This window comes from Methylotenera sp. G11, from assembly GCF_000799735.1.
Taxonomy (GTDB): domain Bacteria; phylum Pseudomonadota; class Gammaproteobacteria; order Burkholderiales; family Methylophilaceae; genus Methylotenera.
Map to the genome: position 1 here is coordinate 706,727 of NZ_JUHH01000001.1, position 15,273 is coordinate 721,999.

Consider the following 15,273-nt stretch of genomic DNA (forward strand, 5'->3'; position numbering starts at 1 on the left):
CCATGCTTAAATATATTATCAAACGTGTTCTATGGATGATTCCGCTACTGGTCGGCATCAGCCTGGTTTCGTTCCTGATCATGCATCTGGCCCCAGGCGACATCACCAGCAATGAATCGGCCTTCAACCCGAAAGCCAGTGAAGAATCCCGCCAGAAGCTGCGTGAAATGTACAACCTGGATAAACCGGTGATCGTACAGTATGGTTTATGGTTGAAGCGTATGGCTACGCTGGATTTCGGAAAATCATTCGCAAGCCACCAGAAACCCGTATTCTGGCAGACTACAGATAAAGACGGCAACGTGACCAAAGGGCTCATCCAGGAAGCGCTGCCGATCACCTTGATGATCAACCTGCTGGGGCTGGCGATTACGCTGCTGCTGGCAATCCCGTTAGGCGTGATTGCCGCGCGCAAATACCTGGGCTGGCAGGATCGCGCTATCACCTTGTTTAATTTCATCGGGTTCTCCATACCGGGTTTCTGGCTTTCGCTGCTGTTGATGTACTGGCTGGGCGTCGTCAATAACTGGTTCCCGATTTCAGGCCTGCACAGCCTTAACTACGATTCATTCGACACCTGGGGCAAGATCAAGGACTCCCTGAGTCATTTATTCCTGCCGGTGATCATTCCGTCCATTACCGGCCTGGCAGGCATCACCTTGTTTGTTAAAAATGGCATGCTGGATGTGCTGCATCAGGATTACATCACAACCGCGCGGGCAAAAGGCCTCAATGAGCGCAAAGTGATTTATACACATGCGTTGCGCAATGCACTGCTGCCGCTGATTACGATCATAGGCCTATCGATACCCGGCCTCATCGGCGGCTCCGTAATCGCAGAGACTATTTTCGCCATACCTGGCATGGGTAAGTTATTTTATGACGCAGTGCTGATGCGCGACTTTCCGGTGGTGATGGGAATACTGACCATCGGTTCTGCATTAACGCTGCTTGGCAATTTACTTGCCGACCTCATGTATGCATGGGCCGATCCGCGCGTAAGACGCGGTGTGGTAAAAGGATAACGACATGAACTGGCCCCTGTTCAAAAAAGCGCTTTCCAACCCTCTGGCACTGGCTGGTTTCATAATCATCCTGCTGATATTCGTACTCGCGATGCTGGCACCTGTGATCGCGCCATTTGACCCGGATGAAATCAATGTGAAAGCGATCCTGCTTGGGCCATCCATGCAGCACTGGATGGGAACAGATGGCCTGGGACGCGACGTATTAAGCCGTATGCTGCACGGTGGCCGCATCTCGTTACTGGTGGGCCTGGTCGCTGTCGGCATTTCAACCCTGATAGGCATACTGCTCGGGGCGGTTGCCGGCTTCTATCGCGGCTGGGTGGATGTTTTCATCATGCGCCTGGTAGATGTCATGCTTTCGATCCCCAGTTTTTTCCTGATACTCGCAGTCATCGCTTTCCTGACGCCGTCCATCATCAACATCATGATCGTGATTGGCCTGACTTCATGGATGGGGGTCACGCGGCTGGTACGGGCCGAATTCCTGAGCTTGTGCGAGCGCGAATATGTCATGGCATCACGTACGCTGGGAGCCAGGGACTACCGCCTGATTTTCAAACACCTGCTGCCCAATAGCCTGACCCCGATCATCGTGAGCGCGGTATTGGGTGTTGCCGGTGCAGTGCTGATGGAATCAGGATTAAGCTTCCTGGGCTTAGGCGTACAGGCGCCACAAGCCTCATGGGGCAATATACTGACGGATGGCAAAGAATACATTCAATTCGCCTGGTGGTTGTCGCTATTCCCTGGATTAGCGATTTTAATCACGGTGTTAGGGTATAATTTGCTCGGTGAAGGCCTGCGCGATGCGCTGGACCCCAGGAGCGGACATCTCAAGTAAGTGCCGCATAGCAAAACAAATTACAGATTTAATAAATCATTACAGGATTCATTATGGGATTTTTAGCAGGTAAAAAAGTACTCATCGCGGGCTTATTAAGCAACCGCTCAATCGCTTACGGTATCGCAGCGGCAATGAAGCGGGAAGGCGCTGAACTCGCATTTACCTATCAACTGGAAAAACACGAGAAAAGAGTGGCTGATTTAGCCGCTGATTTCGACTCTAAGATCGTATTGCCATGTGATGTTGCGGAAGATGCACAGATTGATGCCCTGTTTCCAGCACTGGCTAAACATTGGGATGGCCTGGACGCACTGGTACACTCCGTCGCGTTCGTGCCCAAAGTGGCACTGGATGGTGACTATCTGGATAACATCAACCGTGAGTATTTCCGTATCGCCCATGACATCAGTTCGTACAGCTTTTCAGCACTGGCGAAAGCGGCTTACCCGATGATGGAAGGCCGTAACGGCAGCCTGCTTACACTCAGCTACCTTGGCGCAGAACGCACCATGCCTAACTACAATGTGATGGGTGTTGCCAAAGCCAGCTTGGAAGCGAATGTACGCTATCTGGCGCAGAGCTTAGGCCCACGTGGCATCCGCGTGAATGCGGTGTCTGCCGGCCCGATTAAAACGCTTGCAGCATCAGGCATTGCCGACTTTGACAAAATGATAGGTTTCAATGAAAAACACGCGGCGCTGCGCCGCAATGTCACCATCGATGAAGTAGGCAATGCGGCAGCTTTCCTCTGCAGTGACCTGGCCTCAGGTATTACCGGTGAAATCACTTACGTGGACGGCGGCATGAACATCACCGCAGCGGGTGTGATTGACTAAGCAAGTCATACCTTGCAAATAAAAAAGGCACCAATAAAATGGTGCCTTTTTTATTCTGGATCGGTTTTATTTTGCATCAGGTCTGGAGAATTAAACCAGAGCCGGGCCCGCAAGCCCGTATCCCGGTAACCGGTCAGTTAATAGCCAATGCTATTGCTCTGCACTTTTATCCATTAACAATCTCTCGTTCACTTTGATTTTGGCTTTTTCGCGCAATGACTGCTTGTATGCTGTCAGGTACTCATCAGCCAATGCCGCATTCAGCTCAAACTTCGCACTCTTAATTGACTCATCATCACCAGCGGCAGAATTATCCACGCTGACGACTTTAACCAATAAGTAACCTTGTTTGCTATCTGCATGGCCTGAGTAAGCTGGCAATTTACTGATATCTGTTTTAAATACCTGCGTCATTGCCAATTGTGTCAGTCCTTGTGCTGTCTTGCGATCCACAGTCACTTCAGGAATCCACTCTACGCCTGCCGCTTCCTTACCGGCTTGCAGGTTCTTCAGCGCGTCTTCACCTTTAGCAACTGCCAGTTTTGCAGCCGCTTCCAGTTTCAGCAATGCTTCAATACCGCCTTTAACCTCATCAAAGCTCTTAGGCGTTGCCGGCTTGTAATCCAGAACACGGGCTGACAACAAGTTATTCGGTGAGATCTCGATAGCTTCGGTGTTGCGGCGCTCTTTTATAGAATCTTCAGAAAAGATTGCGCTAACCACTTTGTCGCTCTTGAAGAATTTTGCGACATCTTCCCTTGAAGACCAGTCAGATACCTGTACCTGTCCGCCGAATGTTTTCGCAGCAGGCTGCAAGCTATCAGACTGTTCGTATACGGTATTGCTGAACCCCTCGGCTTTTTCCGTGAAAGCGGCTTGTGCCTTCTGGAAAATCAACTCGCCTTTGATTTGTGGTTTCAGGCTCTCAAAATCTGAGCTTTGACCAGTGATTTCGGTCAGCTTGATAATGTGGTAGCCAAACTCGGATTCAACCAGGTCGCTCACCTGGCCAACCTTCATGCCAAATGCAGCATCTTCAAAAGGTTTAACCATTGCACCTCGACCAAAGCTACCCAGATCGCCGCCTTTGGTTGCAGATCCCGGATCCTGTGAGTTTTTGATTGCAAGTTCTTCGAATGATTTCGGATTCTTTCTGATTGCAGCCAAAAGCCCTTCTGCCTTGGCTTTAGCCGCCTGTTTCTGTTCCGCTGTTGCACTGACACCAAAGCCGATCAGGATGTGGCTGGCACGCCTTTGTTCATTGCCCTGGAATTTTGATGCATTTTCATCATAAAACTTCCTGACTTCGGCATCATCCACTTTGATTGTAGGCACCAGGCTGCTTGCTGACAGCAACAGGAACTCGATCTTGACTTGTTCAGGATTACGCAAACTGTCTTTATGTTTATCGTAATAAGCCTTCACTTCCGCAGGATCCACTTTGACCTGATCGATAAAATCTTTTGTTTTGATTTCTGAAACGGTAACCACGCGTTTTTGCTTGAGAAGCTTCAAGGTGCTTTCAGCGCGCGCATTTGAAATAAAGCCTAACTTAGCGATACCGTCCTGCGCCTGCTGTGCCAGCAAGTCGGCACGTACGGAGTCTTCGAACTTTTTAGGGGTCAGCTGATTCTGCTGCAGCAGTTCATCATACAACTCTTGTGAGAACTTACCGTCCTTCTGGAAGGTTGGCATGCCGGTAATGTAAGTAGCCAGCTGCGCATCACTGATTGCATATTTGGCAGTTTTAAGTTCTTTTTCCAGCAATTGCTGATTGATCAGACGATCCAGCACCAGCATTTTAACCTGGGGATTATCCAGCTCTGCCGGATCAGCCTTACCCTCTGACTGGAGCCGGTTACGCAAATTCTGCAATGCGTTCGAATATTCCTGTATGGATATGTTGCTGCCATCGACTTTGGCAACTGCAACATTATTACCGGCCTGACTTAAATAAGAGTCAATGCCAAATAAAGCAAATGGAATGGTGATCAGAGCCAGCAAGGTTTTACCAACCCAGCCTTGTGCAACAGAACGGATACTATCTAACATAAAACTCTCTTTTAATTTTTCACTGATAAGTAAAACATTTATGAACTTATACGAGACAAGTACATACCAAAACCGCATTAATATATCACAAGTTACAGGCTAGATATGCAGCAACCGTGATATGACACAAGATATAGGGGATCGGTTCTTTTTATGCTGCAGCAAACGTGAGGTAGAAATAAAAAAAGCGAGTCCTAAGACTCGCTTTTTTTATTTGGCGGAGTGGACGGGACTCGAACCCGCGACCCCCGGCGTGACAGGCCGGTATTCTAACCAACTGAACTACCACTCCATAAAATCTGCGTTTCTACATCGTAAAGATTTTTTACAAAATAAAGAGTGCTTAAACTACCAGCACTCTAAATTTAATAAGTAGAAACGGCTTAGTCACTTACATTATCGTCGGTTTTTTTTGGTGGGTGCTAACGGGGTCGAACCGCTGACATTCGCCTTGTAAGGGCGACGCTCTACCAACTGAGCTAAGCACCCTGCCTAACCAACGAAAACGCTAGTTTACAGCATCTTTGAGCGCTTTACCAGCCCTAAATTTAGGAGAATTAGCAGCTTTGATCTTAATTGTTGCACCTGTGCGAGGATTGCGGCCATTACGAGCTTCACGCTTACCTACGTAAAAAGTGCCAAAACCGATTAATGTAACCAAATCACCCTTTTTTAATGCTTTTGTTACGGCAGCAGTTGTTGCATCCAATGCACGGCCTGCAGCAGCTTTAGAAATACCTGCAGCACTTGCAACTTGATCAATTAGTTCTGATTTATTCACGTGTAATCCCCTTTTTAAGGTTTATTAAAGAAAAACAACGGTAATTTCCATGGGGAATAATCCCCGCACTGCCTTTATATCAAGCCTACAAAGGCCATGTCAAGCCTTTATAGACCTAATACCAGTACTTATTTTCTTAATGTTTTACGGCGTCAGATGTAGCAGTCTGCGTTTCCTGAGAGTTATCAGCAAGTTGAACCTCTTTTGCAGGAATTTCATTAACATCCGCAGCGTCCGCCAAAGGCACTGGCGCTGAAGCCAAAGCCAATGCCAGCACGTCATCGATCCATTTTACCGGATGAATATCCAGGTGATTCTTGATGTTTTCGGGAACGTCACTCAAATCTTTGACATTCTGTTGCGGAATCAATACGGTTTTAATGCCGCCGCGGTGCGCAGCCAGCAGTTTCTCTTTCAACCCACCGATAGGCAGCACTTCGCCCCTTAAGGTAATCTCACCGGTCATTGCGACATCTGCGCGCACAGGAATCCCCGTCAGGATGGAAACCAGAGCGGTAGTGATAGCAATACCCGCGCTGGGGCCATCTTTAGGTGTTGCCCCTTCCGGAAAGTGAATGTGTATATCATTCTCTTCATAGAAATTACTAGCGATACCTAAACGCTGCGCACGGCTTCTTACCACGCTCATAGCAGCCTGGGTGGATTCTTTCATGACATCGCCCAGCTTGCCGGTAGTGGTGGTTTTACCTTTACCCGGCAGCAGTACCGCTTCAATCGTCAATAACTCGCCGCCAACTGAAGTCCAGGCAAGGCCGGTTACCTGGCCAACCTGATTCTCTTTTGCCGCCACGCCAAAGTCATAACGCTGTACGCCAAGATATTTATCGAGGTTTTTAGGTGTCACATTGATTTTCTTAGGCGCTGTCGCGGCTTTTTTCGCTTTGGCAGTCAACAGCTCTTTCACTACTTTCCTGCATACTTTGGCGACTTCCTGCTCCAGCCTGCGCACGCCGGCCTCGCGTGTGTAATAACGTACGATATCCCGTACCGCAGCTTCAGACACATGCAGTTCCTCATCCTTCAAGCCATGTGACTTGAGCTGTTTAGGCAACAGGTAGCGCATTGCGATGTTTACTTTTTCATCTTCCGTATAACCGGACAGGTTGATGATTTCCATACGATCCAGCAAAGGCGCAGGAATATTCATTGAGTTGGCAGTCGCCACGAACATTACATCGGAGAGATCATACTCAACCTCGACATAATGATCCACAAAAGTATGGTTCTGTTCCGGATCCAGCACTTCCAGCAATGCTGATGAAGGGTCGCCCCTGAAGTCCTGTCCAAGCTTGTCCACTTCGTCCAGCAGGAACAACGGGTTTTTCACGCCGACTTTAGTCATGCTCTGCAGGATTTTGCCTGGCATGGAACCGATATAAGTACGTCTGTGACCGCGAATTTCAGATTCATCACGCACACCGCCCAGCGCCATGCGCACAAATTTACGGTTCACCGCTTTCGCAATGCTTTGGCCTAATGAAGTTTTACCTACACCAGGAGGGCCAACCAGGCACAGTATCGGCGCTTTGATTTTATCAACGCGCTGCTGCACCGCAAGATACTCGACAATGCGCTCTTTCACTTTTTCGAGGCCATAATGGTCATCATCCAGCACAGCTTCAGCCTTAGCCAGATTCTTGCTGATTCTGGTTTTTTTATTCCACGGCAGGCTGATCAGCGTATCGATAAAATTACGCACGACTGAAGCCTCTGCCGACATCGGCGACATCAGCTTAAGCTTCTTGAGCTCACTCGCCACTTTTGCCTGTGCATCCTTGGGCAATTTAGCATCTTCAATGCGCTTTTCAAGCTCATCCATCTCAGCATTTTCGTCATGTTCGCCCAGCTCTTTCTGGATAGCTTTCACCTGCTCATTCAAATAATACTCACGCTGCGTTTTTTCCATCTGGCGCTTTACGCGGCCACGTATGCGTTTTTCAACCTGCAGAATATCGATCTCGCCTTCCATCAGGCGCAGCAGATGTTCCAGACGCTCTGCAACATCGAACATTTCAAGGATTTTTTGCTTCTCTTCAAGCTTAAGTGTCAAATGCGCGGCAATGGTATCTGCCAGCCGGCCGGCTTCATCTATCGTAGCAAGTGAAGTCAGGATTTCAGGCGGGATTTTCTTGTTCAGTTTGACGTACTGGTCAAACTGCGCAAATACTGTACGCATTAAAGCCTGTATTTCCACATCGGTTTCAGATTCGGCAATCAGCTCAGGACGCGCAGCGAAGCACTCTTCCGTTTCAGTAAACTCGTTGATTTTTGCGCGCTGGACCCCTTCTACCAGCACTTTAACAGTGCCATCCGGCAGTTTCAGCATTTGCAGTACGGTTGCAACGGTTCCCACTTCATGCAGATCGCTCGCTTCAGGATCGTCTTTGCTGGCAGACTTCTGCGCTACCAGTAAAATCTGCTTATTGCCTTCAGACGCAAGCTCTAGCGCCTTGACGGATTTTGTGCGTCCAACAAAGAGGGGAATTACCAGATGCGGATATACAACGACATCACGCAACGGCAAGAGCGGTAATAGACCGCTATCTGGACTATATGAAGGTAATAATTGTGCCATGTGTAGACTTCCAAAATTAAGCTAAAAAGTAAGCAGGAATACTTATATAACTGTTGATGGGGTTAATTCTTATGAGTTCAAGTGTTAATTGATATTTAAGCACTAAATTAGCGAATCAGTGCTAATAATATAAAAGAAATTTAACGAGATCCGTTAAACAAAAAAGAACAGCAGGTATTTCAAGGAGATGGCTCTAAATAATTAGTCCCGGCTTGTTTGAAAATACAAACCGGGACTATATTTATCTAGCGGAATGATGAATGAAGCTAGCTGGCAGCTTCTTCCATGGCTTTGTCTTCATAGATAAGGATAGGTGGTGCATCACCGCGGATAACGCCCTCATCCACTACTACTTTGCTTAAGTTTTTCAAGGATGGCAACTCATACATGATCTCAAGTAATGAATGCTCCATGATCGAACGCAAACCACGTGCACCTGTTTTACGTTCCAGGGCTTTTTTCGCGATCAGCAACAATGCGGATTCCCTGAATTCAAGGTCAACCCCTTCCATCTTGAACAGCTTGATGTATTGTTTGGTCAGCGCATTCTTAGGTTCGGTCAGGATAGTCATCAGCGCGGCTTCATCCAATGATTCAAGCGTAGCTACAACAGGCAGACGCCCGATAAACTCAGGAATCAGGCCGAACTTGATCAGGTCTTCAGGCTCTACATCGCGCAATACCGTACCGACTTCGCGCACGTCAACCTTGCTTTTCACTTCAGCGCCAAAACCGATACCGCCTTTTTCTGAACGCAGGCGGATCACCTTCTCCAATCCATCAAATGCACCGCCGCAGATGAACAGGATATTGGTCGTATCAAGCTGCACAAACTCCTGATTAGGGTGCTTACGGCCACCTTGCGGCGGAATCGAAGCCACGGTACCTTCAATCAGCTTCAATAGCGCCTGCTGCACGCCTTCACCGGATACGTCACGAGTAATCGAAGGGTTATCTGACTTGCGTGAAATCTTATCCACTTCATCGATGTAAACAATGCCACGCTGTGCTTTCTCGATATCGTAATCGCACTTCTGCAACAGCTTCTGCATAATGTTTTCAACGTCTTCGCCCACATAACCAGCTTCGGTCAATGTAGTCGCATCCGCCATCACGAACGGCACATCCAACAACCTTGCCAGCGTCTGGGCAAGCAATGTTTTACCGGAACCGGTCGGGCCTATCAGCAGGATATTGCTTTTTGCGATTTCAACTTCATCTTTTTGGCCGCCGTTAGACAGGTTGTTATGTCCCAGACGTTTATAGTGGTTATACACCGCAACAGCAAGATTCTTCTTGGCCTGGGTCTGGCCGATTACGTATTGATCCAGTATTTTGCAGATTTCCTGCGGTGTAGGCAGGTTGGCTTCGGCAGACTTCAGACCGTCCGAATTCTGCACTTCTTCCTTAATGATATCGTTGCATAAATCAACACATTCATTACAAATGAATACAGAAGGACCCGCGATCAGTTTTTTAACTTCGTGTTGGCTTTTGCCACAAAAAGAGCAATAAAGTAATTTATCGTCGTCGGCTTTAGTGGCCATGGATTTAGTCCTATTAGTGTATTGCGCAGGAAAACCTAGCTGAGCCAGGTTCCATGCATGTTTGATGCTACTACTATACTATTAATAAAATAGAGTGAATAGTGCAATTACGCAGCTTCGTTGCGGCTACCAATCACTTTATCAATCATGCCGTACTCAACTGACTGCTCGGCACTCATGAAATTATCGCGCTCAGTATCGCGGTCGATTTCTTCAGAAGTCCTGCCAGTATGATGCGCAAGGATGTCGTTTAGTTTTGAACGCAAGTAGAGAATTTCTTTTGCGTGGATTTCAATATCGGTAGACTGCCCCTGGAACCCGCCGGAAGGCTGGTGAATCATGATACGGGAATTAGGCAAGCTGAAACGTTTGCCTTTTGCACCGGCAGCCAACAGGAAAGCACCCATGCTGGCCGCCTGGCCGATACATAACGTGCTTACGTCAGGTTTGATAAACTGGATGGTATCGTAGATCGACATACCGGCAGTGACGGAACCACCGGGAGAGTTGATATACAGGTAGATATCCTTATCCGGGTTTTCGGCTTCCAGAAACAACAGCTGCGCTACCACAAGGTTTGCAGACATGTCGTTAACCGGCCCAACCAGAAATATCACACGCTCCTTAAGCAAGCGTGAGTAAATATCATAGGAACGCTCGCCGCGACCACTCTGCTCAACCACCATCGGGATATAACCCAATCCGGTCGGTACTGAATCAAACTGAGATTGCGGTTGCGGCATTTTATTCATTAGGCAGTTCCCATTAAATCATCAAACTTAACTTTTTTATCAGTTACTTTAACTTGCGTCAGCACCCAGCTCACGGCATTTTCTTCTGTAGCCAAAGCCGCAGGCTCATCCAGGCGTTTTGGATCAGCATAGTACCAGGTCACAACATCCGCCGGACGCTCGAAACTTTGCGAGAACACATCAACCATTGCTCGCACTTGGTCAGCATTTGCATGCAGACCATTCTTGTTGATCAACTCACCAAGCAACAGGCGTAATTTACTGCTGCGTTTAGCCTGATCTTCAAACATTGACGGCTCAAGCCTGATGTTGGATATATCTGCGCCGCGCTGTTTCAGGTTCTGCTCGGTAGTCTGCATCATGCGATTGATTTCAACTTCCAGGATTGCACGTGGAATATCGAACTCTGAATTGTCAGCCAATGCCTGGAACACCTGTTCCTTCAGTTTGGCGCTCACACGCTTGGCAACCTCCTGCTTCAGGCTTTCGGCAATCTCAGCCTTCATTTTTTCTACATCGCCATCTTCGATGCCTAAGCTCTTAGCAAAGTCCGCATCAATTTCAGGATATTTAGGCTGAGACACGCTGTTGAATGTAACTTCATACCCAACGGTTTTACCTGCGATCTGGGCAGACTCATAGTCTTCAGGATAGGTAATATCGAATTTTTTGCTAACGCCAGTTTTGCTGCCGATCAGCTCATCGTCAAAAGAAGCCACACGGCCGCCTTCGCCAATCACCAGGTCAATGCCGTTATCACCGGTTGACTCGACTTCCTGGCCATCCAGAAATGCTTTCAAGGTTACATTAACGCGATCGCCTTTCTTGGATGCGCGCTTAACCGGCTCGAAGCTGACACGCTGTTTAACCAGCACATCCAGCGTTTTCTTAACGTCAGCATCAGAAATATCAGTCACTGGACGCTCGATTTTTACTTTAGACAGGTCACCGATAGCCACTTCAGGAAAAATTTCGAATGTAGCCGTGTATTCCAGAACCTCTGAAGCCGCGTCAAAAGGTTTATGTTCAATATTAGGGAACCCGGCAACGCGCAACTTGTTTTCTTCAACCGCATCGCCAAAGCTTTTCTCAACCGCGCCTGAGTAAACTTCATCACGCACCTGGTTGCCGTAATGCTGATTCACCAAACCGATCGGCGCCTTGCCCGGCCTGAAGCCAGCAAACTTTGCCGTACGTGAGATTTGGTTTAATCGTTGTTTGATCTGCGCCTCTAATGGCTGTAGCGGAACGCTGATAGTGATTCTACGTTCAAGGTTGCCGAGGGTTTCAACATTCAGAGCCATGCTGTAATTCCTAAAATTTTTAACCGCAAGTCATGAGCAGATGCATCTAGAAAAATCATTTTCCAGATTAAAGCCATCTTGATGACATGCTATTTAAAGTAAAGTTGGTGCGAAAGGAGAGACTCGAACTCTCACGCCGCGAGGCGCTGGAACCTAAATCCAGTGCGTCTACCAATTCCGCCACTTTCGCAGGTAGTGTACGGCTTACAAAACATCAGCCGTTCAGATAATTCGCTATTGTATCCCAAGTTTTCACATTGAGAAAAGACATAAAATGAAAAAGCGATAAATTATTCGGGCCTGCGCATTATTTAATCAGCGCACCCCGCCCATACCAGACAATGCTGAAAATATAGCGGTATCAGCAATGATTGTGCGAGAATAACACCAAGACTTCCTTTAGACATCAATTGAAAATTAAAGCTGACGACCATGCCAAACACCATTAATCAAAATGAAATCAATATGCTGCGTGCAGAATTAGAGCTGCTGATGCGTGAGCGACAAGCCCTGCTCAAGATTGCCGGGGTCGCCGCAGGGCTCATCGCAGAAATGGATAGCCATGAACTTCCGATTGCTACTGTAGAAGCAGCAGATCTGCTTGCAACATCAATCAACAGCCTAAGTGAAGAAACATTGCAGGATGCATTAAGCGCCGTCAATGCCGAAATCGTTGGATAAATGCACGGTCATCAATCACCGGTAAACTTGATCAGTCACCTTGAGTAATTCTGCCTATTCATATTCTGCTGCAACACCTAAAGCCGCCCTGCTTTCACTCCTGTGCCTGGGCATGGCTGCCTGCAGCTTTCAGGAATATATTGCCAAGCCAATAGATACGGCAGCCCTGACCCAGAAAATCGCCGGCAGGCGAGCAGACGATGCGCTGTTTCAACAATACCTGATCAATAATGGCTACTCCCCTGCGCAACTGCCCATCCAGCAGTGGGAGTTGGACGACCTGATTCACTGCGCCTTATTTTTCAACCCGAGCCTGGACGTTGCCCGTGCGCAATGGCGCAGTGCTGAAGCGGCAAAATTGACCGCGGCGGAAATGCGGCTGCCGACAGTAGGCGGTCAATATTCAAAAAGCAACAACGCAAGCGAAGAGATCAGCCCGCACGCTTATGGCTTGAGCATTGAGATACCGATTGAAACCGCAAACAAACGCAACATTCGCATTGAAAGCGCCCAGCACCTGTCGGAAGCGGCCAAACTGCGGATTGCACAAGCAGCCTGGCAATTGCGCAATGACGTTGCAAAGGCCTTCAACGAGTACCAGGCCAATCGACAGCAGATGAAACTGCTATCAAAAGAACAGGCTTACCGGCAAGATGTCGTTGCCATTTACCAGAAACGCGTCGATCTTGGGGAATCTTCCAATATCGAACTGAGTAAGGCAAAACTACAGCTGCAAACACTGAATACCGAACTGGAATCAAAGCAGCGCAATCACCTGGTATTGCTTTCCAGCCTGGCAAGCAGCCTGGGATTACCTCTGGCACAGGTCGAACAAATGCAGATAGTCGATGCTGCAAACACAAAAACACCGGGCATACCAGCTTCAGGCACGCCAGCCCTGGCGGATTTACAGACCCAAGCCCTGCTTAACCGCCTTGATATCCGTATCGCACTTGAGCGCTACGCTATTGCTGAAACCAAGTTGAAGCTGGAAATAGCCAGACAATATCCGGATATCGTGATCAGCCCCGGCTATGCCTACGAATTTGGTGACAAAATCTGGTCACTGGGCTTATCCAGCCTCATGACCATCCTGACTAAAAATAAATTGGCCATTGCAGAAGCAACGCAGTTGCGCGAAGCCGAAGCCAAACAATTTGAGGCATTGCAGACCAGCGTAATCTCTGAAGTTAACGTTGCCAATGCCAGGCTGACACAAGCCATGCAGTTTCTGGAAAACCAAAAGAACCTTTACCGACAGCAGCAAGCCAATACCAGGCGTATGGACAGCAGGCTGCGTACCGGCGAGATCGACAGGCTGGAACTCAGTTATGCCAGGCTGGAAGAAGTACTCGCCGAACAACATATTGCACTGGCTGATTTTCAACTGGCTTCAAGCATCAACGATCTGGAAAATGCCATACAGGCACCACTGGCCGGCAGCAGCATCACCAATGAAAAATTTGAAAACTTAAGCTCTGCGCCATAAAGTTTCATAACAAAACCAGAAGTTCATAACAAAGCTGACTAGTGATGCGCAGGCATGCACTAAAAGCACTAAAACATTAACAGCAGGCGCTTAAGCGTCATTTTCAAGCTCAATGGGAATAAAATAAAAATGAATCGTAAACTGACCATCATTATTGGCTTACAGGCATTTTTAATTGTAGTCTTATTCTGGGTTCTCGTGTTTTACGGTAAAGACGAATTTGAAGCCATGACACAGCAGTCAGAAGAGGAAATCGAAACGCCAAGCCGCGTTGTGACTGAAAAAGGCGCGACGATTATCAACATCAGCGCTGCCGCCCAGAAGCAGAGCGAAATCACCACCAGCCAACTGGCTCCCGGCAAGCACCAAAGCAGCGTCAACAGTTATGGAAGCGTCGTCAGCATCGACACGCTCATTGACCTTCGGTCACGCTACCTGGCAGCAAAGTCCGACATCGAAGTGCTGCGCACTGCACTGGCATACAACAAAAATGAGTTTTTACGCTTACAGACCCTGAATCAGGATGACAAAAACGTTTCGGATAAAGTCGTGGCAGCAGCCAGGTCAAATATCAAAGCAGATGAGGCAAAAATAGCAGCTGCCGAATCCAGCGCAAAAAGCATCACGGACAGCATGCGCCAGATGTGGGGAGAGACCCTGACCCAGCATGCGACCCAGCTCGAAAAAAGTGAATTGCTGCAAAACCTGATCTCCAATCAGGAAGTGCTGATACAGATCACCCTTCCGTTCGATGCCGCAGAGCCAGGGCAGAATAGCAGCATCATGATTGCTCCGACAGCCGTGCCAAGCCAATCGATTCGCGCATTATTCCTTTCACGCGCCCCAGCAAGCAGCACTACGATCCAGGGCAAAACTTATTTCTATCATGCCAAAACCAGGGCATTGCGTGCAGGCATGCAAGTGAATGCGGTGAGTGCAACATCCAGTAAGGTAGATGACGGCGTCATTATTCCCAATGCAGCGATCATCTGGTATGCAGGCAAATCCTGGGTTTACAAAAGAACCGCTGATGAGAAATTCAGCCGCATTCCGGTAGCCGCCGATATTGAGGTTGGAAACGGCTGGTTCTATCAGGGCAACTTGGAACCCGGCGACCAGGTGGTCACCAGCGGCGCCCAGCTACTGCTATCCGAAGAATTCAAATCACAGATCACCAATGAAAACGACGACTAAATTGTTAAATTTAGGAGGAGTCTCAGTGGAGACTAATATAGCGAAGCTATGTTATGTCGGAGCTAAAATGACGATTAATATAAATAGCCCACTCGTCATTTCGGTGCAGACTAATGCGACAAAGTCGCGTTACGTCGGAGCCAAAACGACGACTAAATTGTTAAATTTA

12 protein-coding genes and 3 tRNA genes are annotated in these 15,273 nt (G+C 48.1%); 6 read left to right on the forward strand and 9 right to left on the reverse strand.

The window, feature by feature from the left end; genetic code table 11:
• The first annotated feature begins 2 nt into the window (after nt 1–2).
• From GQ51_RS03130 to GQ51_RS03140, 3 genes are read left to right on the forward strand one after another with little or no spacing between them, the layout of a single operon-like run.
• Nucleotides 3–1,025 (forward strand): ABC transporter permease, encoded by a 1,023-nt coding sequence (locus tag GQ51_RS03130; protein WP_047549664.1) that lies wholly within the window; start codon nt 3–5, stop codon nt 1,023–1,025.
• A 4-nt stretch (nt 1,026–1,029) separates the two neighbouring features.
• Nucleotides 1,030–1,869: an ABC transporter permease gene (locus GQ51_RS03135; RefSeq protein ID WP_047549667.1), complete on the forward strand. Its 840-nt coding sequence runs from the start codon at nt 1,030–1,032 to the stop codon at nt 1,867–1,869.
• A 53-nt stretch (nt 1,870–1,922) separates the two neighbouring features.
• Nucleotides 1,923–2,708: an enoyl-ACP reductase FabI gene (locus GQ51_RS03140; RefSeq protein ID WP_047549670.1), complete on the forward strand. Its 786-nt coding sequence runs from the start codon at nt 1,923–1,925 to the stop codon at nt 2,706–2,708.
• 150 nt (nt 2,709–2,858) lie between these two features.
• Here GQ51_RS03140 and GQ51_RS03145 read toward each other — a convergent pair whose 3' ends face one another.
• From GQ51_RS03145 to GQ51_RS03185, 9 genes are all read right to left on the reverse strand, one after another.
• Nucleotides 2,859–4,760, reverse strand: coding sequence for a SurA N-terminal domain-containing protein (locus GQ51_RS03145; RefSeq protein ID WP_047549673.1), 1,902 nt, complete (start codon nt 4,758–4,760; stop codon nt 2,859–2,861).
• A gap of 215 nt (nt 4,761–4,975) precedes the next feature.
• Nucleotides 4,976–5,052: transfer RNA gene (locus tag GQ51_RS03150), tRNA-Asp, on the reverse strand.
• Between the two features lie 121 nt (nt 5,053–5,173).
• A tRNA-Val gene (locus tag GQ51_RS03155) sits at nt 5,174–5,249 on the reverse strand.
• Nucleotides 5,250–5,268: 19 nt separating this feature from the next.
• Nucleotides 5,269–5,541: an HU family DNA-binding protein gene (locus GQ51_RS03160; protein WP_047549676.1), complete on the reverse strand. Its 273-nt coding sequence runs from the start codon at nt 5,539–5,541 to the stop codon at nt 5,269–5,271.
• Nucleotides 5,542–5,677: 136 nt separating this feature from the next.
• Nucleotides 5,678–8,137: an endopeptidase La gene (lon, locus tag GQ51_RS03165; RefSeq protein WP_047549678.1), complete on the reverse strand. Its 2,460-nt coding sequence runs from the start codon at nt 8,135–8,137 to the stop codon at nt 5,678–5,680.
• A 266-nt stretch (nt 8,138–8,403) separates the two neighbouring features.
• Complete coding sequence (gene clpX / locus GQ51_RS03170; protein ID WP_047549681.1) at nt 8,404–9,684, reverse strand: ATP-dependent Clp protease ATP-binding subunit ClpX; 1,281 nt, start codon at nt 9,682–9,684, stop codon at nt 8,404–8,406.
• A gap of 107 nt (nt 9,685–9,791) precedes the next feature.
• Complete coding sequence (gene clpP / locus GQ51_RS03175) at nt 9,792–10,436, reverse strand: ATP-dependent Clp endopeptidase proteolytic subunit ClpP (RefSeq protein WP_052177672.1); 645 nt, start codon at nt 10,434–10,436, stop codon at nt 9,792–9,794.
• The gene (gene tig / locus GQ51_RS03180; RefSeq protein WP_047549684.1) at nt 10,436–11,740 is read right to left on the reverse strand and encodes a trigger factor; all 1,305 of its coding nucleotides are present in this window, start codon (nt 11,738–11,740) and stop codon (nt 10,436–10,438) included. Before tig ends, clpP begins: the two co-directional genes overlap by 1 nt.
• Before the next feature lie 105 nt (nt 11,741–11,845).
• Nucleotides 11,846–11,930: transfer RNA gene (locus tag GQ51_RS03185), tRNA-Leu, on the reverse strand.
• Between the two features lie 242 nt (nt 11,931–12,172).
• Between GQ51_RS03185 and GQ51_RS03190 the strand changes: the two genes are divergently transcribed.
• The 3 genes from GQ51_RS03190 to GQ51_RS03200 all read left to right on the forward strand — a co-directional run bounded on the left by GQ51_RS03190 (nt 12,173) and on the right by GQ51_RS03200 (nt 15,104).
• Nucleotides 12,173–12,421: a hypothetical protein gene (locus tag GQ51_RS03190; protein ID WP_047549687.1), complete on the forward strand. Its 249-nt coding sequence runs from the start codon at nt 12,173–12,175 to the stop codon at nt 12,419–12,421.
• Nucleotides 12,422–12,461: 40 nt separating this feature from the next.
• Nucleotides 12,462–13,910: a TolC family protein gene (locus GQ51_RS03195; RefSeq protein ID WP_052177673.1), complete on the forward strand. Its 1,449-nt coding sequence runs from the start codon at nt 12,462–12,464 to the stop codon at nt 13,908–13,910.
• 129 nt (nt 13,911–14,039) lie between these two features.
• A complete protein-coding gene (locus tag GQ51_RS03200) occupies nt 14,040–15,104 on the forward strand; it encodes a hypothetical protein (protein WP_047549691.1) in 1,065 nt (354 codons plus the stop codon).
• The last annotated feature ends 169 nt before the right edge of the window (nt 15,105–15,273 follow it).